Source organism: Devosia sp. Root105, assembly GCF_001424865.1.
In the GTDB taxonomy this organism is placed as follows: Bacteria; Pseudomonadota; Alphaproteobacteria; order Rhizobiales; family Devosiaceae; genus Devosia_A.
In genome coordinates, this window is record NZ_LMCR01000021.1 from 178,481 (window position 1) to 200,368 (window position 21,888).

General features: G+C 62.7%; 18 protein-coding genes and 1 tRNA gene. 10 read left to right on the forward strand and 9 right to left on the reverse strand.

Annotation, left to right across the window (positions count from 1 at the left end):
• The first annotated feature begins 4 nt into the window (after nt 1–4).
• Entirely contained in the window at nt 5–1,207 is a 1,203-nt protein-coding gene (locus ASC68_RS27645) for a glycosyltransferase (RefSeq protein WP_055887678.1), read from the forward strand.
• Between the two features lie 124 nt (nt 1,208–1,331).
• On the opposite strand, the gene ASC68_RS27650 is transcribed toward ASC68_RS27645, so the two are convergent.
• The gene (locus ASC68_RS27650; protein WP_055887681.1) at nt 1,332–2,045 is read right to left on the reverse strand and encodes an ABC transporter ATP-binding protein; all 714 of its coding nucleotides are present in this window, start codon (nt 2,043–2,045) and stop codon (nt 1,332–1,334) included.
• A gap of 8 nt (nt 2,046–2,053) precedes the next feature.
• Nucleotides 2,054–2,857, reverse strand: coding sequence for an ABC transporter permease (locus tag ASC68_RS27655; RefSeq protein WP_055887684.1), 804 nt, complete (start codon nt 2,855–2,857; stop codon nt 2,054–2,056).
• A gap of 450 nt (nt 2,858–3,307) precedes the next feature.
• Between ASC68_RS27655 and ASC68_RS27660 the strand changes: the two genes are divergently transcribed.
• The 4 genes from ASC68_RS27660 (at nt 3,308) to ASC68_RS27675 (ending at nt 8,280) form a co-directional block, all read left to right on the forward strand.
• Entirely contained in the window at nt 3,308–4,435 is a 1,128-nt protein-coding gene (locus ASC68_RS27660; protein ID WP_055887687.1) for a glycosyltransferase, read from the forward strand.
• A gap of 288 nt (nt 4,436–4,723) precedes the next feature.
• On the forward strand, nt 4,724–5,536 hold the full coding sequence (locus ASC68_RS27665) for a methyltransferase domain-containing protein (RefSeq protein WP_248310618.1): 813 nt from the start codon (nt 4,724–4,726) through the stop codon (nt 5,534–5,536).
• Nucleotides 5,537–5,829: 293 nt separating this feature from the next.
• A complete protein-coding gene (locus ASC68_RS27670; protein WP_082528546.1) occupies nt 5,830–6,771 on the forward strand; it encodes an NAD-dependent epimerase/dehydratase family protein in 942 nt (313 codons plus the stop codon).
• Between the two features lie 579 nt (nt 6,772–7,350).
• Nucleotides 7,351–8,280 carry an FkbM family methyltransferase gene (locus ASC68_RS27675; protein WP_082528536.1) on the forward strand — a complete coding sequence of 310 codons (930 nt, stop codon included), beginning with the start codon at nt 7,351–7,353 and terminating at the stop codon, nt 8,278–8,280.
• A 256-nt stretch (nt 8,281–8,536) separates the two neighbouring features.
• Here ASC68_RS27675 and ASC68_RS27680 read toward each other — a convergent pair.
• Nucleotides 8,537–8,610 (reverse strand) — tRNA-Gly (locus ASC68_RS27680).
• Nucleotides 8,611–8,815: 205 nt separating this feature from the next.
• Between ASC68_RS27680 and ASC68_RS27685 the strand changes: the two genes are divergently transcribed.
• Complete coding sequence (locus ASC68_RS27685) at nt 8,816–9,157, forward strand: cytochrome c family protein (protein ID WP_248310614.1); 342 nt, start codon at nt 8,816–8,818, stop codon at nt 9,155–9,157.
• Between the two features lie 15 nt (nt 9,158–9,172).
• Here ASC68_RS27685 and ASC68_RS27690 read toward each other — a convergent pair whose 3' ends face one another.
• From ASC68_RS27690 to ASC68_RS27710, 5 genes are all read right to left on the reverse strand, one after another.
• Complete coding sequence (locus ASC68_RS27690) at nt 9,173–9,562, reverse strand: cytochrome C oxidase subunit IV family protein (RefSeq protein ID WP_055887698.1); 390 nt, start codon at nt 9,560–9,562, stop codon at nt 9,173–9,175.
• Nucleotides 9,563–9,571: 9 nt separating this feature from the next.
• The gene (locus ASC68_RS27695; RefSeq protein ID WP_055887701.1) at nt 9,572–10,282 is read right to left on the reverse strand and encodes a heme-copper oxidase subunit III family protein; all 711 of its coding nucleotides are present in this window, start codon (nt 10,280–10,282) and stop codon (nt 9,572–9,574) included.
• 12 nt (nt 10,283–10,294) lie between these two features.
• Complete coding sequence (locus ASC68_RS27700) at nt 10,295–10,999, reverse strand: cytochrome c oxidase subunit 3 (protein WP_055887705.1); 705 nt, start codon at nt 10,997–10,999, stop codon at nt 10,295–10,297.
• Nucleotides 10,996–12,786: a cytochrome c oxidase subunit I gene (locus ASC68_RS27705; protein WP_055887709.1), complete on the reverse strand. Its 1,791-nt coding sequence runs from the start codon at nt 12,784–12,786 to the stop codon at nt 10,996–10,998. Before ASC68_RS27705 ends, ASC68_RS27700 begins: the two co-directional genes overlap by 4 nt.
• A 93-nt stretch (nt 12,787–12,879) precedes the next feature.
• The gene (locus tag ASC68_RS27710) at nt 12,880–13,701 is read right to left on the reverse strand and encodes a cytochrome c oxidase subunit II (RefSeq protein WP_055887714.1); all 822 of its coding nucleotides are present in this window, start codon (nt 13,699–13,701) and stop codon (nt 12,880–12,882) included.
• 378 nt (nt 13,702–14,079) lie between these two features.
• On the opposite strand from ASC68_RS27710, the gene ASC68_RS27715 reads away from it, so the two are divergent.
• From ASC68_RS27715 to ASC68_RS27730, 4 genes are read left to right on the forward strand one after another with little or no spacing between them, the layout of a single operon-like run.
• Nucleotides 14,080–17,313 carry an adenylate/guanylate cyclase domain-containing protein gene (locus ASC68_RS27715; protein WP_055887717.1) on the forward strand — a complete coding sequence of 1,078 codons (3,234 nt, stop codon included), beginning with the start codon at nt 14,080–14,082 and terminating at the stop codon, nt 17,311–17,313.
• A 14-nt stretch (nt 17,314–17,327) separates the two neighbouring features.
• Complete coding sequence (locus ASC68_RS27720) at nt 17,328–19,016, forward strand: FAD-dependent oxidoreductase (protein ID WP_197421426.1); 1,689 nt, start codon at nt 17,328–17,330, stop codon at nt 19,014–19,016.
• Nucleotides 19,017–19,019: 3 nt separating this feature from the next.
• Complete coding sequence (locus tag ASC68_RS27725) at nt 19,020–20,465, forward strand: cyclic nucleotide-binding domain-containing protein (RefSeq protein ID WP_055887724.1); 1,446 nt, start codon at nt 19,020–19,022, stop codon at nt 20,463–20,465.
• A complete protein-coding gene (locus ASC68_RS27730) occupies nt 20,452–20,766 on the forward strand; it encodes a UBP-type zinc finger domain-containing protein (RefSeq protein ID WP_055887727.1) in 315 nt (104 codons plus the stop codon). Before ASC68_RS27725 ends, ASC68_RS27730 begins: the two co-directional genes overlap by 14 nt.
• On the opposite strand, the gene ASC68_RS27735 is transcribed toward ASC68_RS27730, so the two are convergent.
• The gene (locus tag ASC68_RS27735; protein WP_156387478.1) at nt 20,753–21,847 is read right to left on the reverse strand and encodes a helix-turn-helix transcriptional regulator; all 1,095 of its coding nucleotides are present in this window, start codon (nt 21,845–21,847) and stop codon (nt 20,753–20,755) included. The genes ASC68_RS27730 and ASC68_RS27735 overlap by 14 nt on opposite strands.
• Between the last annotated feature and the right edge of the window lie 41 nt (nt 21,848–21,888).

A 21,888-nucleotide genomic window follows, 5' to 3' on the forward strand; every position in this document is an offset into this window, starting at 1 on the left:
AAGAATGGCCATCGTTTCCAGCTACTCGGAAAGTTGCGGCAACGCCAGCTTTACCAAGATCTTGCACGACACGATTCGGCAATACAGCGGCTATGAAGTTGAGGTGGTCGAACTCGACCTCCCCATCTTGCAGTCGATCGACACGTCAATCAGGGCCGCCGCCACACGCCACGTCGATGATCTGTGCCGCCGGTTGGCACAGTTTGACTATGTGAACATTCAACTTGAAGCTGGCCTCTACGGCACATTGCCCGGCGATATATTTCAACGGCTGCGCAAGCTAATGAAGGCCAATCCCAATACGAGCGTAACTCTGCATTCGCCGCGTATCATACCCAACCCTACCGCTAAGCGAAACGCGATAAAGCAGTTGCTGAGTCTCAGGCTCAAATCAGCACTACACAGCCTGATGGCGGATTATCAGGCCGGCATACACACCAGACTAAACAGCAGGCTCGTAAGGGAACTTGCACGCAACGGGCATACCGCCATTGTCCATACTGAGCGCGCGAAACGCCAGATCAGCACCTTCTTCGGTTACGACAACGTGTACGTGCATCCGTTGCGTCTCGTTCAGGAGGGTTTTCAGTCCAGTACAGCGACACTCGACAAGGTCAAGGCCAACCTCAATCTCGAGAAAGGCGCCGTTCTGATCGGGATGTTCGGCTACATCAGTCGCAACAAGGGGCACTTCGATGCCCTGGAGGCCCTGAGTCAGCTCCCCGGGAACTACAAGCTAGCAATTTTCGGACGTCAGCATCCTCAGACGATTAGATCGGACGGTAGCAAGGACGATTATCTCTCCGCCCTCGTGCAGACAGTGAAGAACAGTCGCCTACTGAGAGGCCGGGTATTCTTTCTGGGCGAGTTGAGCGACGACCAGTTTATGCAGGTTGCAAGTGCAGTCGATGTCGCGTGGTTACCCTACTATGAGAATGGGCAGGATGGTTCGGGCATTGCCTCCATCACTATGGACGTTTGCGGACGAGTTCTAGCCTCTGCCTCGTTTGCGTTCGACGAGCTGATGAAGCTCATCCCTTACAACAATGTGGTCCGCTTTGACATCGGCAATGACCTTGAACTAGCCACCAAGACCCAGATGATCATGTCTCAGGCGGTTCCCACAAAGCCGTTCGGCGACGAAAGCACGTACAACATCCGCAGCCAAGCCTTGGCCTACGTCCAGGCATCAAAGGCACGAAGGTGACCGCTGAGCTATTTTATTGCCGCCATGTTTAGTCGACAAAGGAATTGATCAGTCTGCAACGACCTATGCCGCTGAGGTAGAGAAGTCGGCATGGTGCACCTGCTCCTCACATCATCGACACCGATCACGCTCCAGAAAACTCCACCTGCCTGCCATGTTCCATTTTCATGAACTTATTGCAGAACATCTTGAGCAGGGCCTCGGAATGGGAGGCAAGCACGAAGATGCTGGCCTTTTCGATGAACTCGGCCATTCGACGCTGAGCCTTTTCCTGGAAATCGGCATCACCCGCGCCAAGAACTTCATCCACAATGAGAATTTCGGGATGGACCGCGGTTGCAACGGCAAAGAGCAGGCGGGTCGTCATGCCGGCGGAGTAAGTGCGCACAGGCATTGACAAAAACCCTCCCAACTCGGTGAATGCCTCGATACTGGCAATTGAGGCCTCCGCGTCGCTGTAGCTGGAGCCGAGCAGCATGGACATGCGCACGATGTTCTCGTAGCCGGTCAGTTCGACGTCCAAGCCTGCTCCCAGTCCAAACACGGTCGAAATCTTACCATTTGCGGTCACGGTTCCCCTGGTTGGCTGAAATATTCCGGCCATTGTCCGCAGCAGAGTGGTCTTGCCTGCGCCGTTATGGCCCACAAGCGCCAGGCGGTCGCCTTTCTTGAGCTCCAGGTTAATGTTGTCGAGCGCCACTACCGTCTTGATGCGACGGCTTTGCTGAGCAATACGCCCCCCCGTACTGACGGCAATCAGGTTGTTACGCAGCGACATGCTCGATGAGTTGTAGATGGGGTATTCGACCGAAACGCCCGACAGTTCTAGGTTCGCCATGATCTATCCTAAACCCAGTAGGGCAAACGGCCCGCCTTCTTGCCCGTCAGCCATAGGGCAAGAAGCCACGCTGCGGCTGTAAGTGCCACAACCACGATGTAGCTGGTGGCGCTCGGCACCTCGCCCATGATTGGGTCACGCACGATCCGGATCAAATGCGCCAGCGGATTAAACTCCAGCAGGACCTGTGCGTCGCCCAATTGCCGCGTTTGGAAGATCACCGGGCTGAGAAAGAACATAATGGGCATGAAGGCGGCAATAAGAGGCTCCAGGTCGCGATACCGTGCCCCAAGGAGTCCAAATACCTGAATTACCGGAAGCATATTCAGTACAACTATCACCAGGCCAACAATCGACAGAAATGCGGACGGCGACAGCGTCTCCGGAAAGATCGCGAAAACGACAACAACCACGACCATGTTGTGCGCTAGATTGATCAGCTGACGAATAACCAACTGAATAGAGAAGATGAAACTTGGTGATTTGATATTGGTGATCGCGGTCGCCGATCGCACGAACACCCCGGACGACTCAGTGATACACCCGGCAAGGAATTGCCACACGATCAGACCGATCGTCAGCGACGGAATGAAAGTCTGGAAGTCCGAGTTCAGAAGGATACTCCAGACAAACCCTAGCCCAGTCACACCGATTGCTGTGCCAAACACGAGCCAAAGTGGTCCGAGCACACTGCGACGATAGCGAGCGATTGTCTCGGTCCATGCGAAATATAGCGGCAGTTCCCGCCTCGCCCAAGCCTGGGCGAGATCCGCGAAGCCAGCCAGCAGGGCCGCTGATCCAATGTTCGGCACAACTTATTCCAACGTTCTAAGAATGCGTCGCTGGCATTCCGCCAAGCGGGCGATCAAACTAGCGGGCTGGGCACATTGCCGCCCGCCCCTGCGTGGAACGTGCCATACACTGTAATTTCTCCCCGATCCACCGCTGAGCAGCACTCATCACGCCAGACAGGGTGGCCGCCTATCAGGAGGCCTTGTCTGTGAACGACGCGCCCCGCAAAGGCGGCCTCGACCTCTCCTATCCGCCCGCGTAAACTACCCATGCAGTTGGGCCTCCATCCAAGTACGGGCTGACGGTACGCCTCAACACAGGGCGGAGGAGATTGCTTCGATTGAAGCAATGTGGGATCTGGTTTCGGCTGCCGGCAAAGGGCCGATAGCATCAGTGTTAGCGAGCGTCGGGGCCGTCCGTTCATAGCATCGCTGAATGGGCAAGCTTCGATTCGATAAGGCAGTGATCTCCTGAAAGTACTCCACCTCTTCAAGACTTACCTTCCCGAGAGTTTCACTGGAATCGAGCGGGTCATCTGGAACATCGCGGAAGGGACCTATTCCCTGGGGGTGCACAGTGACGTCCTCTCGCTGAGCCCTCACCCGTCCAGCGCACCGCTGCCGATCGCCCATCACTTTGCCCACCAGGCCAAGCTTGACCTCTACGTGGCATCCACTGGTCTCTCGCTATCGGTAGTCGAGAAGTTCGAGCAGCTGTCGAGCAAGGCCGACATCGTCAACTTTCATTTCCCGTGGCCAATGATGGATGTCGTCCATCTGCTCAAACCGCCCAAATGCCCGACCGTTGTGACCTATCATTCCGATATCGTGCGACAGGAGCGTCTGCTGGCGCTCTATCGTCCACTGATGCACCGCTTCCTCGACCGGGTCGATTGCATCGTTGCCACCTCGCCGAACTATCTAGAGAGCAGCCCCGTCCTGCAGAGATACCGCGGCAAAACTTCGATGATTCCACTTGGCATCGACGGAGTCAGGCCGGCCTTCAGCTCGGCGACCTTGTCCAGGTGGCGCGAGCGCGTAGGCGAAGGGTTCTTTCTGTTCGTGGGCGCGCCTCGATACTACAAGGGCCTGGAATTTCTGATCGAGGCAGCAAGACTCTCTGGGCTCCCCCTCGTTATCGCAGGTGCCGGCAGAGAGGAAGTTGAGAACCTGGGGCATAATGATCTGACGAACGCCAAGATCGTAGGCAAAGTATCCGACGAGGACAAAGAGGCACTGCTCGAACTATCCAAGGCATTCGTCTTTCCTTCGCACCTGCGCTCCGAGGCGTTTGGCGTCGCCCTGGTTGAGGCGGCGAGGGCCGGGCGGCCGATGATTTCGTGCGAAATCGGCACAGGCACAAGTTTCGTTAATACCGACGGGGTGACCGGAATTGTTGTGCCTCCTGCGAACGCAGCGGCGCTCGCCAGCGCCATGACGTATGTGTCGCAGAATGTCGAGATAGCACAAAGGATGGGACATCACGCCGCGGACTCGTTCAAGAGCAACTTCACCTCTGAGACGATGGCCAGAAGCTACTACCATCTATATGAAACATTGCTTTCCAAGCGTCCCCTAAATACTACCCAAGACAGATAGCGTATCGATGCTTCATCTTAGGCGGGCCGCCGCCATAGATCGACTAGGCGTCAAGGATGGCCTTATGGAATTGACCTGCTGCTCGGCGAGCGGACCACGAAATGGACCCGGGAAAAGTCATGGGAGACTCCGATCTGTCTGGGCGGTTGCGTCCAAACCAGTAAGAAGATCGACGAATTAGCCGGAGTCATTGGCGTGGACATTCATCCGGACTGTTGCAGCCGACCGCGCAGTGCCCTAAGTCTGCCCATATGTTTTGGGGCGCCGTTGATGCTTAGTCGTTCAGAGATGGTTCTTGGGCAACTTAACCTCGAAGGCCGAGGTCTTGAAGTGGCACCATACTCCAACCCATTGCTGTTGAAGGGGGAGCACAACGTTGCCTACACAGACTACGCTTCAACTGAGATACTGCGCGAAAAGGCGTCTCGAAACCCCGGGGCGGTAGGTCGTGAAGTTCCTGCGGTCGACTTTGTGTGGAGCCGCGGCGTGCCTCTCAGCGAATGCACGAACGAGCGTTTCGACTACGCAGTGGCCTCGCACGTAATTGAGCACGCCCCCAACGTGATCGGCTGGGTCAACGACATCTTATCTGTGATGCGTCCAGATGCGGTTTTAGCGCTGTGCGTGCCCGATAAGCGGCGGACGATGGACTATTATCGGCGAGAGACTACCCTCGGCGAACTCGTCGGAAACTGGATCGAGAATCGGACCATCCCAACTCCTGCCCAGGTAATGGACTTTTTGAGCCAGTCTTTCAGGGATGTGGGGGTGCGCCCCCAACCGTTCGAGCAGGGCCTCGTGTTCGAACAGGTTCCGCGTGAATATGCGGACCAGCAAGCGCTCGACTTTGCGGTGTTCACTCACAACGAGACCTATTACCTGGACGTGCATTGCACTGTCTGGACGCCAGAGAGCTTCGTCGATGTGTTTAGCCGACTGACAGCGCTGGGGATCTTTGCCATCGACATCGGCACGCCAGTCGAGAATTGCGAGCGAGACGAGTTCATCGTACACCTGACTAAGAGAGGCGAACCATCCGTTCTCCCGCCCTCCGCGAAGACGCAACCTGCGCCGCAACTGGCCCGGAGCCGGAAGCACTAACGGAACCAAGGAAAGCCTGGTGGTCCCGCCTTGTAGGAGGAGGACGCTCATTCGCTGCCCAGTAGGTGCCCGTCGTGGAAGTCCTGCGGAGTAGGTCAATCGTCCCTCGATCGCCACTCACTGGCCTAGTACGCTCGAACACGCCTGTGGATGCGACGCAGCCGTTTCGCCGGCCCCGCACCACCGGTCGCGCCAGTCCTAACCCGTTGTCGGCAGAACGAGGGCTTCATCACGATGGGATACCGTGCGGCGGTTTCGATATTCATTTTGCTTGAGGACAAGGGGTGGGGCTAGTGTCGGGTCGGACTGTACTACTGACGGGTGCTAGCGGGTTCGTTGGGCGCACTGTTCACAAGGCGCTTTCGCAGAGCGGCTGGTCGGTGCGTGCCACCGGGTACCGGAATGCCTCGGAAGGTCTGCAACGAATCGCGGTAAGTTCGGACACTGATTGGTCGGAGGCCATTGAAGGATGTAGCGCAGTAGTGCACCTCGCCGGGCGCGCCCATGTGCTGAGAGAATCCAGCGCGAATCCAATTTCTGCGTTTCGCCAAGTCAACACCGAAGGAACACTGACACTAGCACGCGCGGCCGCAAACGCCGGAGTTCGTCGCCTGGTTTTTTTGAGTTCGGTTGCCGTGCACCAACAAAACGGCGAGGTGTTGCGGGAAGCGGCTGGGCTTGATCCGCAGACACCGTACGGTGTCTCAAAACTGGAGGCGGAGCTGGGCCTCGTCCACGTCGCCGAACGAACGGGCCTTGAGGTGACCATCCTTCGGGCGCCGCTTATTTATGGACCTAACGTCGGCGCTCGGTTCCTGCAACTGCTACAGTGGTGCCGTGCGGGCTTTCCGATGCCCTTTGGCGCGGTCCGAAACGCGCGCAGCTTTGTTGGTGTTCACAATCTGGCCGACGCAATCCTGATTGGTCTAGAGCACCCCAGCGCCGCAAACCGTGCCTATCTCGTCGCTGACACAGAGACGATCTCCACGCCTGAGCTTGTTCAGCTGCTTGCACGCTTGATGGATAGGCCCTCGCATCTGGTGCCTGTGCCCATTGCTCTGCTGCGGACAGCGGCGCAGATGTTAGGAAGACGGTCTGAAATCGAGCGGTTGATCGGCTCACTTGTCGTTGACACCCAGCGAATTCGGCATGAACTCGGGTGGAACGCACCGTTATCGCTTGAAAGAGGCTTGGCCGAGACCGCTGCTTGGTACATGGCTGGCGCCGCTTCCTGAAGTCTTCACGACCGACCGAAGCGAGTGGCTTCGGGTAACTGCGCGCAGATCCTACGATGGACACCCAGCAAGATTCGTTCCTCCGGATTAGCGTCGATGGCGTGCCGTCAAGGATTCGGGAGTGTCCGTGAAGCCCTACCGCCTGCGGGTACACGTTGTGTGTGTGTTCAACGTTTGAAGCAGGCATCTTGCGCGCGTCTCGAGGCCGGCGATGAAGTCGAGCAGCATCGCCGCCCCCAGGGGACGTTGGTTCATGGAAGCTTCCAGACTTCACGAGGCGAACAGGTCGGCGGGATTGGCAGGCGCAGGAACTACAGGGCAGCCCCCCTAGGGCGGAGAAGCAATGCCGCGGCGATGATGAACCGCACACTCCAGGCAATTCCTGTGTTGGCGAGTTGACGCGGTTGCGCCACCGCGCGACGGTGCGGCGGTTGAGGAACTCGGCTATGCGTGGGGCAGTGAGCGACTTCGGGTGACTTTGGCGTCACCCGCAGGAGCGAGAGCTGTCCCTACTGCCGCTCGTACTGGTGGTGCGGACCGGGCGTGGTGCTGAGGCTGGACTGGATCGGGGTAGTGTAGATGAAGCAATTGGTACGGCGCGCGCTGGATGCGCTTGCAGACCGACTCGCGCCGCGTATTGCTGCTCGGCTTGCCTCGTCGATCCCGTCATCTGGCGCAACAACTGTCATTGTGCCGACAGCAGCGCCACCGGCATATTTCGTTGGAAACGACCGGTTCTATACCCATACATCCGACGGTCATCGCATCTTCCTCGATGCCAATGACATGCACATCACTCTGCATGTCCTCGAGCACGGGAACTGGGAACCTCAGGTGCGCGAGGTGATGATGCTTCTGCTCAAGCCCGGCGACACCTTCGTCGATGTCGGCGGTAACGTGGGACTGCACGCCCTGTTTGGCGCCTCGATCGTTGGCCCTACTGGCCAAGTGCATAGTTTCGAGGCCCTCCCCCGCATGGCTGAACTGATCCGGCTAAACGCCGAGGTCAACGGCATGAACAATGTCACCGTGCACAACCTCGCTGTGGCAGACGTCAGGGGTAGGTTGAAGTTCGCCGACTTCAAGTCGCACGCGGCCATGTCAGGCTTCGCAGTTCATGATTTGCGGCTCGAGATGTTCGCCAAGGAGAACCCAGAAGCAGTGGATCATATCGAGGTTGACGCGACCACGATCGACGATGAGCTAGTCGGCAAGAGGGTCGACTTGATCAAGGCCGATATCGAGGGGTTCGAGGCACTGATGCTCAAGGGTGCACGACGAACGCTGACCGACAATCCTGATATTGCTCTCATCCTTGAGTGGAACCCCCTCACCGCTGAAGCGGTGCTACCAAGCTCGACCGAGATGACGCTCCAGGTCATCCGGGAGCAGCGGTTCAATGTTCACCTCGCGCTTTTCGGACAGCCCCTTCGGGCCGTCTCGGCGGATGATCTCCCGACCCTCGCGGGAGACATCGTGTTGACACGTGGCGATCAGCTCCGCCGCTAAGCATACCGGCCGCCCGTCACCTGCGAACCGGCAGCGTTGCCCGCCAGGAAGTACGCGGGGAGCGCGACTGGCACCGGGTATCTGGCCGCGATGTAGGGCACAGCTGCAACGCGCTTCTACCTGGCAGACATGTCGAGCGGAAGGTCGCCGCTCAGGGAGCGATTCTGAAGATGGGGGCGAGAACAGGAAGCGACCGGTGTAAAACCACCAAGTGTCAGCAAGGCCTGAAAGTGGCTCAAAGGCCCGACTGGCGGGCTGGAGCGGGTGAAGGGAATCGAACCCTCGTCGTAAGCTTGGGAAGCTTCTGCTCTACCATTGAGCTACACCCGCGACGGGTTCGTATGTGCCGGAGTGCGGCGCGGGCGTCAAGGTGGGGCGGTAGACTCGCTTTGGGGTTCGGTCTGGTAGCGCTATACTCCCGCCATTGGCCCGACGTCCCGGGAGCTGATTTTCGGGTGCGGGTGGCCATGGAGGTCGTGAGATGGTTCGGACTGCGATTGCAATTGCCGTTCTCATACTGAGCGGCGGAGGAGCTTTGGCTCAGGGCGGCGATGCCACGCTGGGCGAAACAGTGTTCAAGAAGTGCATGTCCTGCCACGCGGCGGGCGAAGGGGCGACGAACAAGGTTGGCCCGGTGCTGACGGGGGTGGTCGGGCGGACCGCCGGGACCTACGAGGGCTTCAACTACTCGCAGGCGATGAAGGATGCCGGCGCCGGCGGGTTGGTGTGGACACCCGAGAACCTGGCGCAGTTCCTCGCCAAGCCCAAGGATTTCGTCAAAGGCACCAAGATGAGCTTCGCCGGGCTCGCGAAGCCCGAAGACGCGATGAACGTCATCGCTTATCTCGCGTCACTGTCGCCGCCGCCAGCCCAGTAGGCCGCCAGACCAGCTTCAATGCACCACCGGCGCGGGCACTGCGGGGCTCGCGCCGAAGAACTCCATGCGCGTGAAGAAGGTGTAGTCCGCCTCGAACGCCATCAGGATCACGAAGACCAGCACCAGCACTGGTGGCACCAGGATGGCGTAGCTCAGCGCCAGCCGCTCCCACACCATGTGCATGAACACCGCGATGATCAGCCCGGCCTTGCCCACCATCAGCATGAGGATCAGGCCCCAGCGCAGGTACCCTTGGAACTGCAGCAGATCGACCGCATAGGAGCAGGCGCTGAGCACGAACAGCCAGAACCAGACGATCAGGTAGAGGCGGATGGGGTGCTGCTGGCCCTCGGCATGGTCGGTCGGGGCCGCGAGGGTTTGTGAGCTCATGTGTGCTTCAGCCATGATTGCCTCTCACCACAGGTAGAACAGCGCGAAGATGAAGACCCACACCAGGTCAACGAAGTGCCAGTAGAGGCCGGTGATCTCGACGATCTCCCAGCGGCCCTTGCGTGAGGTGAAGAAGCCCTTTTTGCCGGTGTCGAAATCGCCGCGCCAGACCTTGCGGGCCATGAGCAGGAGGAAGATCACCCCGATGGTGACGTGGGTGCCGTGGAAGCCGGTGATCATGAAGAACACCGAGCCGAACTGCGGCGCGCCCCAGGGGTTCTCCCACGGGCGGACGCCTTCGGAGATCAGCTTGGTCCACTCGAACGCCTGCATGCCGACGAAAGTGGCGCCGAGCGCTGCGGTCAGCAGCATCAGCACCGTGGTCTTCACCCGGTCGCGGCGATAGCCGAAGTTCACCGCCATCGCCATGGTGCCGCTCGAGGAGATCAAGACGAAGGTCATGATGGCGATGAGGATCAGCGGCATGTGCACGCCGCCAATCTCGAGCGCGAACACCTCGGACGGGTTCGGCCAGGCCTCGGTGGTCGACATGCGCACGGTCATGTAGGCGATGAGGAAGCAGCTGAAGATGAAGGTGTCCGAGAGCAGGAAGATCCAGATCATCGCCTTGCCCCAGGAGGCGGTCTTGAAGGCGGTCTTGTCGGACGACCAGTCGGAGACGAAACCGGTGAGGCCTGGTTGCGGGTCGGTGTGGGTCACGGCCGGATCGGACATGTGAGGCTCCCCTCAGCTCAGCAACTGCTGGCAGAATGCGATGAAATCGCTGGCCCAGCCGGCCAGCAGGCTGAACAGCACCATCCAGACGAACAGCATGAACAGCCAGTAGGTGGCGCAGAGCTCGACATTGAGCCGGACGCTCTCGATGCCCCCCCTGCCCCAGGCCTTGATGCCCGCCCAGCCCAGCGCCACGAGGCCGCCGAGGATGTGGAGGCCATGCAGGCCCGTGACGAGATAGAAGAAGCTGTTGGCCGGATTGCCGTCGACGAGATAGCCGGACGCAGCGAGCTCGCCCCAGGCGATCAACTGGCCGGCCAGGAAGGTGATGGCGAAGACGCCCGCCGCAGCGAGGCCGAGGCGGAGCTGCGTCTGGTTGCGCTGGCGCACCGCCCGCTGGGTCCATTCGAGCGCGAGGCTCGACAGCACCAGCATCGCGGTGTTGAACCAGAGGATTGGCGGCACCGGCAGCGGCTGCCAGTCGCCGAGCTCGCGGCGCATGAAATAGGCGCCGGTGAGCAAGGCGAAGAGCGAGCCGACAACCGCAAGCAGGAAGCCGAGGCCGACCCGCTTGGCCGGATCGCGAGAGGCCTCAAAATCGGGGACACCCTCGATCACCCCCTGCTCCAGCCACGGCTTGACGGTCAGCCGCTGGCGCGCCAGCCACCAGCCGGCGAGGCCGGCGATGATGGCAAAGAACATCACCACGACGCTCATGACTTGGCGCCCCGGCGCTTCTTGGGTGCTTCGGAATGCGGCGGGTTGGTGCCGGGCTGGTTCTGCGGGATGAAGTCCTCGGCGGCGCCAGGCACACTGTAGTCATAGGCCCAGCGATAGACCACCGGCAGCTCGCGGCCGAAATTGCCGTGGACGGGCGGCGTTTCGGGGGTCTGCCACTCGAGCGTGGTGGCTCGCCATGGGTTGCCGCCGGACGGCTTGCCGTGCCGGATCGACCAGATCAGGTTGAAGACGAACACCAGCTGCGCTGCGCCGACGATCAACGCCATCACGGTGATGAAGATGTTGAGATCGTGCGCCGAGGGTGGCTGGAACGAGATGTCACCGGATTCGAAGTAGCGCCGTGGCACCCCCATGATGCCGAGATAATGCATGGGGAAGAAGATCAGGTAGGCGCCGAGGAAGGTGACCCAGAAGTGCAGGTGGGCCAGCGTGTTGTCGAGCATGCGGCCGGTGATCTTGGGGTACCAGTGATAGATGGCGCCGAAGATCACGAGGATCGGCGCGACACCCATCACCATGTGGAAATGCGCCACGACGAACATGGTGTCGGACAGCGGCACGTCGACCACCACGTTGCCGAGGAACAGCCCGGTGAGCCCGCCATTGACGAAGGTGACGATGAAGGCCAGCGCGAACAGCATGGGCGGATTGAGGTGGATGTCGCCGCGCCACAGGGTGAGCACCCAGTTGTAGACCTTGATCGCCGTAGGCACCGCGATGATCAAGGTAGTGACGGCAAAGAAGAACCCGAAATAGGGGTTCATGCCGCTCACATACATGTGGTGGGCCCAGACCACGAAGCTCAGCGCGCCGATGATGACGATGGCCCAGACCATCATGCGGTAGCCGAAGATGTTCTTCCTGGCGTGCGTGCTGATCAGGTCGGAGACGATGCCGAAGGCCGGCAGCGCCACGATGTAGACTTCGGGGTGGCCGAAGAACCAGAACAGGTGCTGGAACAGGATCGGGCTGCCGCCGTCATGCGGCAGGAGTTCGCCCATCTCGACCAAAGCCGGCATGAAGAAGCTGGTGCCGAGCAGCTTGTCGAACAGCATCATCACGCAGGCGACGAACAGCGCCGGGAAGGCCAGCATGGCCATGACGGTGGCGATGAAGATGCCCCAGACGGTCAGCGGCATGCGCATCAGCGTCATGCCGCGGGTGCGGCTCTGCAGCACGGTGACGATGTAATTGAGCCCACCCATGGTGAAGCCGATGACGAACAGGATCAGCGACACCAGCATCAGGACGATGCCGGATTCCTGGCCGGGGGTGTTGGAGAGGATGGCCTGCGGTGGATAGAGGGTCCAGCCGGCGCCGGTAGGGCCGCCCGGGGTGAACCAGCTCGCCACCAGCACCAGCACGGCGAGCAGGTAGGTCCAGTAGCTGAGCATGTTGACGTAGGGGAACACCATGTCCCGCGCGCCCAGCATCAGCGGGATCAGGTAATTGCCGAAGCCGCCGAGAAACAGCGCGGTGATCAGGTAGATCACCATGATCATGCCGTGCATGGTGATGAACTGGTAGTAGGCGGCAGCGTCGATGAAAGTGAGGAAGCCGGGGAAGGCCAGCTGCATGCGCATCAGCCAGCTGAGCACCAGCGCCAGCATGCCGATGGCCAGTGCGGTACTGGCGTACTGGATGGCGATGACCTTGGCATCCTGCGAGAAGACGTAACGCGTCCACCAGCTTCGCGGATGGTAGAGTTCGACATCCGGAAACTCGGCAGCATGGGCATCGGGCCCGTGAGTGGCGTCGACCATCAGAGTGCCTCCTCGCACGTCATCTGATGCAAAATCGCGCCCGGAAGTCCCGGCGGCCTTGAAGCGCTTTCAGGTTCGGAAGCGCGACAAAAACTAGTCGATATCGGCCGTCTTGAGCACCTCCGGCGCATAGAGTTGAGCGTAGGTCTGCTGGCCGGCGAGCCAGGCGTCGTAATCTTCCTGGGTGTCGACGACGACGCCGCCGCGCATATAGGGGTGGCCGGTGCCGCAGAGCTCGGCGCAAAGCACTTCGAACTGGCCGGTGCGGGTGGGGGTGAACCAGAAATAGGTGACGGCGCCCGGGATCATGTCCATCTTGGATCGGAACTCGGCGACGTAGAAATCGTGCAGCGTATCGACCGAGCGCAGCAGCATCTTCACCGGCTTGTCGATCGGCAGGTGCAGGTAGTCGGCCTCGATCAACACGTCGTCATGGCCGTTCGGATCGTCCGGCTTGATGCCATAGGGATTGTCGGCGGCAACGAGGCGCGTGTCGGAGAGCCCCAGCTTGCCGTCGGCGCCGGGCAGCCGGTAGGCCCATTGCCACTGCGCGCCGACCACTTCGGCCTCGGTGGCTTCGGCCGGCACGCTGATGAACTGGCCCCAGACGAACAGGCCGGGGATCAGCATGGCGGCGACACCGACCGCAGTCAGCCCCATCAGCCAGTTCTCGAGCCGCTTGTTCTCGGGTTCGTAGTCGGCCTTCTGCCCATCCTTGTGGCGGAAGCGCCAGACGCAATAGGCGACGAACAGCACCACCGCCGCGAAAACCGCCCCGGTGATCCAGAAGGTGATAATGATCGTGTTGTCGATATAGCCCCAATTGGAGGCGATCGGCGTCCACCACCAGGGGCTCAGGAAGTGGAATACCACCGAGCCGACGACGATCAGGACGAGAACGACTGCTACGACCATCCCACTCCTCCTCCAGAGGGCAGACGATGAGGCAGTCGGCGCCTAATGCGGGGCACAAAACAGACATCGGGCGCAGCAGAGGTTCTGCTCGTCTTCAGCCATGAGTGGCGCGTCGCTACAGAGCAAATACGGCCCGGATGGTCGCAGTCCAGCTAGAATCGGAGCCATATTTGCTTTAGGCACCGGCACTTAGGACTTGATGATCACATCGGCACACGGACTTGTCAATTGCGACCAATTCCCGCAGCCGGTCGATGACAGCCGCGACACGCTCCCGAAGCCGTGGCTTGTTTGGGCCAGTTCTGAACGCTAAGGTGGCGCTTGGACTTGTAGCCGATGGGCTTGATGTCCGATCGGCAGGTCCTTCGAGAGATGGCGATGCAGACGTGTCTCAAGTGTGGTTTCAACAACCCGGACGCGGCTAAGTTTTGCGCCAATTGCGGCAATGCGCTCGAGGTCGCCCGATCCGTCGAAGGCGAACGCCGCTTTGCGACGGTGCTGTTCGCCGATGTGGCGCGCTCCACCGCCATTGCCGAGCAGATGGATCCGGAGGATTGGGCCGGCATCATGAACGGCGCCTTTGCCTTCATGAATGCGGCAGTCTCGCACTATGGCGGCACGGTCTCGCGACTGATGGGCGACGCGGTGCTGGCGCTGTTCGGGGCGCCCATCGCGCATGAGGACGATGCCGAGCGCGCGGTGCGCGCCGGGCTCGAAATGCAGGACGCGGCGATGCGCTATGCCGGTGGCATCAAGCAGCAGCACGGCGTCGATTTCGATCTGCGGGTCGGGATCAATACCGGTATGGCGGTGCTGGCTTTCGTCGGCGACGCGATCAGGACCGAGTACACGGCGCTCGGCGACGCCGCCAATATCGCGGCGCGACTGCAGTCGGCGGCCGAACCCGGCACCGTGCTGATCAGCGCCGATACCCACAAACTGGTGCATGCGCTGTTCGATTTCCGGCCGCGCGGCCGGATCGAGATGAAAGGCAAGACCGAGGCGGTCGAGTCCTACGAGGTTGCCGGCATCAAGGCGGTGCCCGAGGCGACGCGGGGCCTCGAGGGGCTGTCCTCGCCGCTGGTCGGACGCGAGCGCGAGATCGGGCTGCTGCGCGACCGGCTGAGCGACCTCACCATGGGCATCGGCTCGGTGGTGGCGGTGCTCGGCGAAGCGGGCCTCGGCAAATCGCGGCTGATCGCCGAACTGAAACACCTGCGCGATGCGCTGCCGGAACCGCGGCCGATCTGGCGGGAATCGCGGGCAATTTCCTACGGCCAGTCGGTGCCCTACTATCCGTGGCGACAGCTGGGCCGGATGATTGTCGGGGCCGACGATATGGATGCGGCGCCCGCCGTACGCGACAAGATCGCCGCGTGGGTCGAAAGGCTGGGGCTCAAGCCGAGCGACATCCCGTTCTACGAAACGATGATTGCGGTCGAAGGCGATGCGAGCCGCATGGCGTTGCGCGCCATGTCCGGCGAGATGGTGGTCAACGGCGTTGCGGCGGGGATCGTCAACGCCATCAAGACCGTGATGCACGCCGATAGCGGCATGACACCCTACGTGATGGTGATGGATGACCTGCACTGGTCGGACTCGGCGACGCTGGAACTGATCGCCCAGGTGGCGACGCTGGCGGCGTTCGAGCCGATCATGCTGGTGACCATCATGCGGCCCGACCGCAAGGCGGAAAGCTGGCAGTTGCTGGATCGGCTGCAGGGGAGCCTCGGCAGCAGTTTTTCGCGCATCGACCTCGAGCCGCTCGATGCGGCGGGATCGAGCGAATTGCTGGGCAACCTCCTCCACATCGAGGAGCTGCCGGAGAGCATCCGGGCGCAGATCCTCGAGCGCTCCGAGGGCAACCCGTTCTATCTCGAGGAAGTGCTGCGTTCGCTGATCGACGGCGGCCAGGTGGTGCGCGAGGGCGAGCACTGGCGCGCCACCCGCGCCATCCTCGAGGCGACCATCCCGGACACGCTGGCGGGCGTCCTCAGCTCGCGCATCGACCGGCTGCCCGACGCCACCAAGCGGGTGGCGCAGACGGCGGCGGTGATCGGCCGGGTGTTCCAGCACCGGGTGCTGGAATCGGTGCTGCATAGCGGGCCGGCGCTGGAGCGGATCGAGCACATCGAGCCGCATCTGGCGACGCTCAGCTACGAGCAACTGGTGCGCGAGAAGGCCCGCGACCCCGAGCGGGAATATATCTTCAAGCACGCGCTGACCTGCGAGGCGGCCTATGACCTGCTGCTGCGGTCGCGGCGCAAGGACCTCCACGCACGTTGCGGCTCGGCGCTGGAGCTGCTGTTCGCCGAGCGGCGCGACGAGTTCGCGGCGATGCTGGCGCACCATTTCGAGGAAGCCGGCGATCTCGAGCGGACATTGCAATATGCGAGGGTCGCCGCCGACAACGCGCGCCGGGTCTATGCCGTGCGCGAAGAGCTCGAACATCGCGACCGGATTCTCTCGACGCTCGAGAAGATGCCGGGCGCCATGCCGGCCGAGCTGATCGATGCGGTGCTCGAATGGGCGTGGGTGCGCAACCGCCGCGGACAGTACGAAGGCATGCTGGAAAAGATCGAGCGGGCGGTGCAGATCGCCCGCGAGCTCGGCGACAAGCGCAGGCTCGGTCTTACCCTGTCGTGGATGGGCAACGTCCACATGGTCACAGGCTTTCCGTCGCGCGGCTTCCCCTACCTCGAAGAGGCGCAGGCGCTGGCAACCGAGACCGGTGATGACCAGGTGCTGCTGCTGCCGCTGTTCATCGCCACCTGGTCGCTGGTAGAGCGCGATGCCCGCTCGGGGGAGGAAAAGCTGGCCGAGGTGATCGACATGGCGCGCAAGCAGGACGCGCCCGATATCCTCGGCCACGCGCTGACCTATCGGGCGATTGCGCTGGCGCGACTGGGGGAGTTCGACGAGGCCAGCGCACTGGTCGAGGAGGCCCTGGCGCTGATCCCCAGCATCGGCTCGCCGGTGAAGCGGGCAGACGTGCATATCGGCGCCAGCATGGCGTATTACGATATGGGTGACATCGAGACGGGGCTCGAGCACGCGCATATCGGGGCGGATCTGGCTATGTCGGCCAACGGGCTCGAATGCGCCTGCGCCGGTTATTTCGGAGTGGGTCGCGGCGAGCTCGACAAACGCAATATCGATGATGCGCTGGCGCAGTTCCGGCGCTCGCTGAAGCTCGCCGATGCGGTGGGCATGGACTACTACATCAACCTGATCCGCGCCGGGGTGGCGGAGGCTGAGTTCGAGCAGGGCTCGACGGGTTCGGTCGAGAAGCTGCGCAGCGCCATCGACAGCGCCCGGTCGACCGACGACGATTTCGTCGTCGCGGCACTGGCCATGCCATTCTCGCGGGCGCTCCTCCGGCTCAAGCGGGCAAGCGAAGCGCGCGACACCATCGTTGCGGCCATCGCCTATTTCCGCCGCATGGACCTGAAGCCCTATCTCGCCAATTCCCTGAGCGTGCTCGGCGACGTCGCTGATGCCTTGGACGACCGCGAGGCGGCGGCCGCGGCGCGCGAGGAGGCGGCGAGCCTTCGGGACGAGATCAAGCTACCTCCGCCGACGGCGGCCTTGCCCCACATCATCCAGGCCTAGCCATGGAAAAACCGGTGATCCTTGCCGTAGACGACGAACCTTCGGTTCTCGCCGCGGTGACGCGCGACCTCAGGCGGCACTACGCCGCGCATTACGATATCGAACGCGCGGCCTCCGGGGCGGAGGCGCTGGAGGTGCTGGGCGAGCTCAAGCTCGCCAACCGGGTGATCGCCCTGTTCATCGCCGACCAGCGGATGCCTGAGATGAGCGGCGTCGAGTTTCTGGCGCGGGCAATGGAACTCTACCCTGAGGCGCGGCGCGTGCTGCTCACCGCCTATGCCGATACCGATGCGGCGATCCGGGCGATCAACGAGGTGAAGCTCGACCACTACCTGATGAAACCGTGGCACCCGCCGGAGGAACAACTCTATCCGGTGCTCGATGACCTCCTGGACGATTGGCGGGCCAACTATCAGCCGGTGTTCGAGGGGGTGCGGGTGGTCGGCCATCGCTGGCTGGCCGATGGACACCGGGTGCGCGACTTCCTCGCCCGCAACCTCGTGCCGTATCGCTGGCTCGACATCGAGACCGACGCCGAGGCGACGACCTTGCGTGAGCTGGCGGGGGCCGCGGCCGAACCGCTGCCGCTGGTTATCCTCGCCGACGGCACGGCGCTGTCGCGTCCGACCATCGCGGCGCTGGCCGAAAAAGTCGGGCTGCACACCCATGCGGTGGCCGAGACCTATGACCTCGTGGTGGTCGGCACCGGCCCGGCTGGGTTGGCGGCGGCAGTGTACGGGGCGTCCGAAGGGCTCAGGACGTTGCTGATCGAGCGTGAAGCGCCCGGCGGACAGGCGGGCACCAGTTCGCGGATCGAGAATTATCTCGGCTTTCCGGTCGGGCTCAGCGGCGCCGACCTGGCGCGCCGGGGCGTGCAGCAGGCGCGGCGCTTTGGCGCCGAGATCCTGACGCCGGTGGAAGCGCTGAACCTCGAGACGCAGGACGGCTATCACATCCTGACGCTCAGCAATGGCAGCAAGGTCGCGGCGCAGGCGCTGATCGTCGCGACCGGCGTTTCCTATCGGCTGCTCGACGTGCCGGGGGCGGAGCGGCTGTCCGGAGCCGGGCTCTACTACGGCGCGGCGATGACCGAGGCGATGGGCACCGCCGGCCAGGACGTGTTCGTCGTCGGCGCCGGCAACTCGGCCGGCCAGGCGGCGCTGCACCTCGCGCATTTTGCCCGCTCGGTGACGCTGCTGGTGCGCGGCAAATCGCTCGCCGACAGCATGTCGCAATACCTGATCGAGCGGATCGAGGAGGCCGAGAACGTTACGGTCGAGACCGGCGCCTCGATCAGTGCGCTGATCGGCGAGGAAAGTCTCGAAAAGGTGGCGGTGCTCGACAGCGCCAGCGGCACGGTGACCGAGGTGCCGGCGCGGGCGGTGTTCGTGTTCATCGGCGCCTCGCCGCGCACCGACTGGCTGAAGGACAAGCTGCAGCTCGATGCGCAGGGCTTCATCCTCTCGGGTCCGGACCTGGTGCGCGAGCCCGGGCGCAAGCCCGAAGGCTGGATGGCGGAGCGCGAGCCGTTCTGGCTGGAAACCAGCGTGCCAGGGGTATTCGTCGCCGGCGACGTAAGGCGGCAATCGACCAAGCGGATCGCGTCGGCGGTCGGCGAAGGGGCGATGGCGGTGACCTTTGTGCACCAGCATCTGCGCGGCCCTGCCCCGGCGCAGCGGCCACCGCCGGCGGCCGGTGGCTGAGCCATGTCCGCAGCCGCCACCGACGCGGGACACAGCACCGACCTGATCCGCCAGGTGCCGATCTTTGCCGAACTGAGCGAAGCCGAAGCCAGCGAGCTCTGGCATGCCGGCCAGCGGGTCAACGTCACCCCCGGCGAAGTGTTCATCCGTGAGGGCGAGCAAGGCGGCTCGCTCTACATCATCCTCGCAGGCGCCGTGGAGGTGACCAAGCAGGATGGCGAGCACGAGGTGACGCTGGCAACGCGCGGGCCGGGCGAGTTCCTCGGCGAGATGTCGCTGCTCGAGCAGGCGCCGCGCACCGCATCGGTGCGGGCCACCGAGCCGAGCGAGTTGCTCGCCATCGGCTCGGAGGCGTTCCGCCAGCTGCTGGCGCGCCGGCCGGAGGCGGCGGCAACGCTGCTGCGCACGGTAACCTCGCGGCTGAGGAGCACCGAAGCCTCGCTGGTGCAGTCGGACAAGCTGGCGGCGCTGGGTACCCTGGCGGCGGGGCTGGCGCATGAACTCAACAACCCCGCCGCGGCGATCCAGCGCTCGACCGGCTATCTCAGCGAAGCATTCGAGGGGTGGCGCCGCCGGACGGTCGAACTCAGCATGCTGGCGATGACACAAGAGGAGCGGCAGGGGCTGGCGGAACTCGAGCGCAGCATCGCCGATTGCCGCGCGACCCGCTGCTCGGACGCCGAAGCACGGCGGATCGAATCTCGCCTCAGCCAGCGGCTCGAAACGCTCGGGGTGGCCGAACCCTGGGAAATCGCTCCGGCCATGGCGGCCTATGGCTGGTCGGTCGAACGGCTGGAGCGGGTGCTGGCCACCTTTGCGACGGCACATGTCGATCCGGTGCTGCAGTGGCTGGGGCGCGGGCTGGCGGCGCAGCAGCTGATGGAAGAAATCGAGGTCGCCTCCAAGGCCATCTCGGGCATCGTCAAGTCGGTGAAGGCCTACGCTTATCTCGACCAGGCGCCAGTGCAGGATGTCGATATCGCCATGAGCCTCGACGACACGCTGATGATCCTCAATCACAAGCTGAAGCATGGGGTGGCGGTCACGAGAATGTACGAGCCGGCCCTCCCCCGGATCGAGGCCTATGCCGGCGAGCTCAACCAGGTGTGGACCAACCTGATCGACAACGCCGTGCAGGCGATGGGCGGCGAGGGCCGGCTCGAAGTGGGGGCAAAGCGGCTGGGCGATGAAGTCGAAGTGCTGATCGCCGACAGCGGACCGGGCATCCCCGAGGAGGTCGGGCGGCGCATTTTCGAGCCGTTCTTCACCACCAAGGCGCAGGGCGTCGGCACCGGCCTCGGGCTCCACATCGCGCACAATATCGTGGTCAACCGGCACCGCGGACGCATCAGTTTCACCTCTCGCCCCGGACGGACGGAGTTCCGCATCGTCTTGCCGTTGCGGCTGGGCCACCCGGCGACACCGGAGAAGACCTATGTCGTTCGATGAGGTCGGGCGTTGCGCCCATGATGCACTGATCCGCGATGTCGAGCCGAGCTCGGCTGACAGCTGTCCCGAGTGCGTGGCGCGCGGCGACGACTGGGTCCACCTGAGGGTGTGCCTCGTCTGCGGCCATGTCGGCTGCTGCGATGAATCGCCCAACCGCCACGCCCGCCGGCATTTCCATGCCACGGGCCATCCGGTGATCCAGTCCTACGAGATCGGCGAGAACTGGCGCTATTGCTTCATCGATGACATCGAACTGCCGTCCGGCGAGCCGATGCGCAGGAGTTTGCCTAGAGGCAGGTGAGTGCAAGGCGCGTCAGCAGCGACACCAGTTCCGACTGCCGTCGCGTGCCGGTTTTGCGCATGACCCCCACCAACTGGTTGCGCAGGGTCTGTTTGGATACCTCACGCTCCTTGGCGAAATCCGCCAACGTGGCGCCGTTGAGCAGCGCTTCGGCCAGACGGGCTTCGGATTCAGTGAGCGAGAAGGCGCGCCAGAGCAGGTCGGTCGGCAACGATGACATTTCGAGGCTGCCGTGGATGATGAGCATCACCAGCGGCCCGGGGTCGAGGACCGCGTCGTGCAGTTGGTAGTGCTGGTTGCCGCGCAAGGCCAGCCGCGCGATGGCGAAGTAGCGCTCGTCCATTCCACCCAGCGAAATCTGCTGCACCGAGGTTGGGGTGCGCTTGGAGGTGGTCACGCGTTCCACCAGCGTGCGCAGCTGGTGGTCGGCCCGCTCGTCCGCCGCGCGCAGGATGCCATCGGCGCTGCTGAACGGGCCACCGTGCTGACGACGAAGGGCTTCGCCATGGACGTTGGAATAGTGAATCCGCATGTCCTCGGAGACGAAGAACACGCTGAACGGCAAGTCGGCGACCACGCCCTCCAGATAGCCGCGGCCACCGGAAAAACGCGTGCGGCTGGCGATCTCGAAGGCGCGTTCGAAATGCTGAGCGGCCTCGGAGAGCACGCCGGCGATAAGCGGCCGCAGCTCGGCCTGCCGCTGTGCCGAGTAACGCACCTCGAGCGTAAGCTGGCGGGTGCCCTGGCGGAGCAGGACCACCCCCGACGACGCGGCGAAATCCCCCAGTTGCGCGACCCACTTGCGGTGGAAGGGCGCTGCGGCGGTCACGGCGCGATCGAGCAGATGGTTATCGTGGAACACCTGGTTGGCGGCGAGCAAGGCGGTCGCCGGCAGGATCGGATTCAGCGAGGCATAGGTGGAGACATAGCTGGCGACAGCCGACGGCGCCAAGCCGCGCGAGGCGAAGGCGAGGTTCGTGCCGGTTGCGACGTTGTCTGCCGACCCCGTGATGATGCAGCCGGGAAAGGTTGCCGCGAGGATATCGAGGATGGTGTCCCAGTTCGAGCGGCCCAGCGCCATGTCATAGATGCAGCTGGTGAGACTGTTCTGCGCAAAACCCA

Bases quoted from the DNA above. Each gene is read 5' to 3' on its own strand.
- ASC68_RS27730 (WP_055887727.1), top strand. From the start codon at position 20,452: ATGTCGTTCGATGAGGTCGGGCGTTGCGCCCATGATGCACTGATCCGC.
- ASC68_RS27700 (WP_055887705.1), bottom strand. From the start codon at position 10,999: ATGAGCGTCGTGGTGATGTTCTTTGCCATCATCGCCGGCCTCGCCGGC.
- ASC68_RS27665 (WP_248310618.1), top strand. From the start codon at position 4,724: ATGGTTCTTGGGCAACTTAACCTCGAAGGCCGAGGTCTTGAAGTGGCA.
- ASC68_RS27695 (WP_055887701.1), bottom strand. From the start codon at position 10,282: ATGTCCGATCCGGCCGTGACCCACACCGACCCGCAACCAGGCCTCACC.
- ASC68_RS27710 (WP_055887714.1), bottom strand. From the start codon at position 13,701: ATGGTCGTAGCAGTCGTTCTCGTCCTGATCGTCGTCGGCTCGGTGGTA.
- ASC68_RS27715 (WP_055887717.1), top strand. From the start codon at position 14,080: ATGCAGACGTGTCTCAAGTGTGGTTTCAACAACCCGGACGCGGCTAAG.
- ASC68_RS27650 (WP_055887681.1), bottom strand. From the start codon at position 2,045: ATGGCGAACCTAGAACTGTCGGGCGTTTCGGTCGAATACCCCATCTAC.
- ASC68_RS27675 (WP_082528536.1), top strand. From the start codon at position 7,351: ATGAAGCAATTGGTACGGCGCGCGCTGGATGCGCTTGCAGACCGACTC.
- ASC68_RS27705 (WP_055887709.1), bottom strand. From the start codon at position 12,786: ATGGTCGACGCCACTCACGGGCCCGATGCCCATGCTGCCGAGTTTCCG.
- ASC68_RS27690 (WP_055887698.1), bottom strand. From the start codon at position 9,562: ATGGCTGAAGCACACATGAGCTCACAAACCCTCGCGGCCCCGACCGAC.
- ASC68_RS27645 (WP_055887678.1), top strand. From the start codon at position 5: ATGGCCATCGTTTCCAGCTACTCGGAAAGTTGCGGCAACGCCAGCTTT.
- ASC68_RS27725 (WP_055887724.1), top strand. From the start codon at position 19,020: ATGTCCGCAGCCGCCACCGACGCGGGACACAGCACCGACCTGATCCGC.
- ASC68_RS27735 (WP_156387478.1), bottom strand. From the start codon at position 21,847: ATGGCGCTGGGCCGCTCGAACTGGGACACCATCCTCGATATCCTCGCG.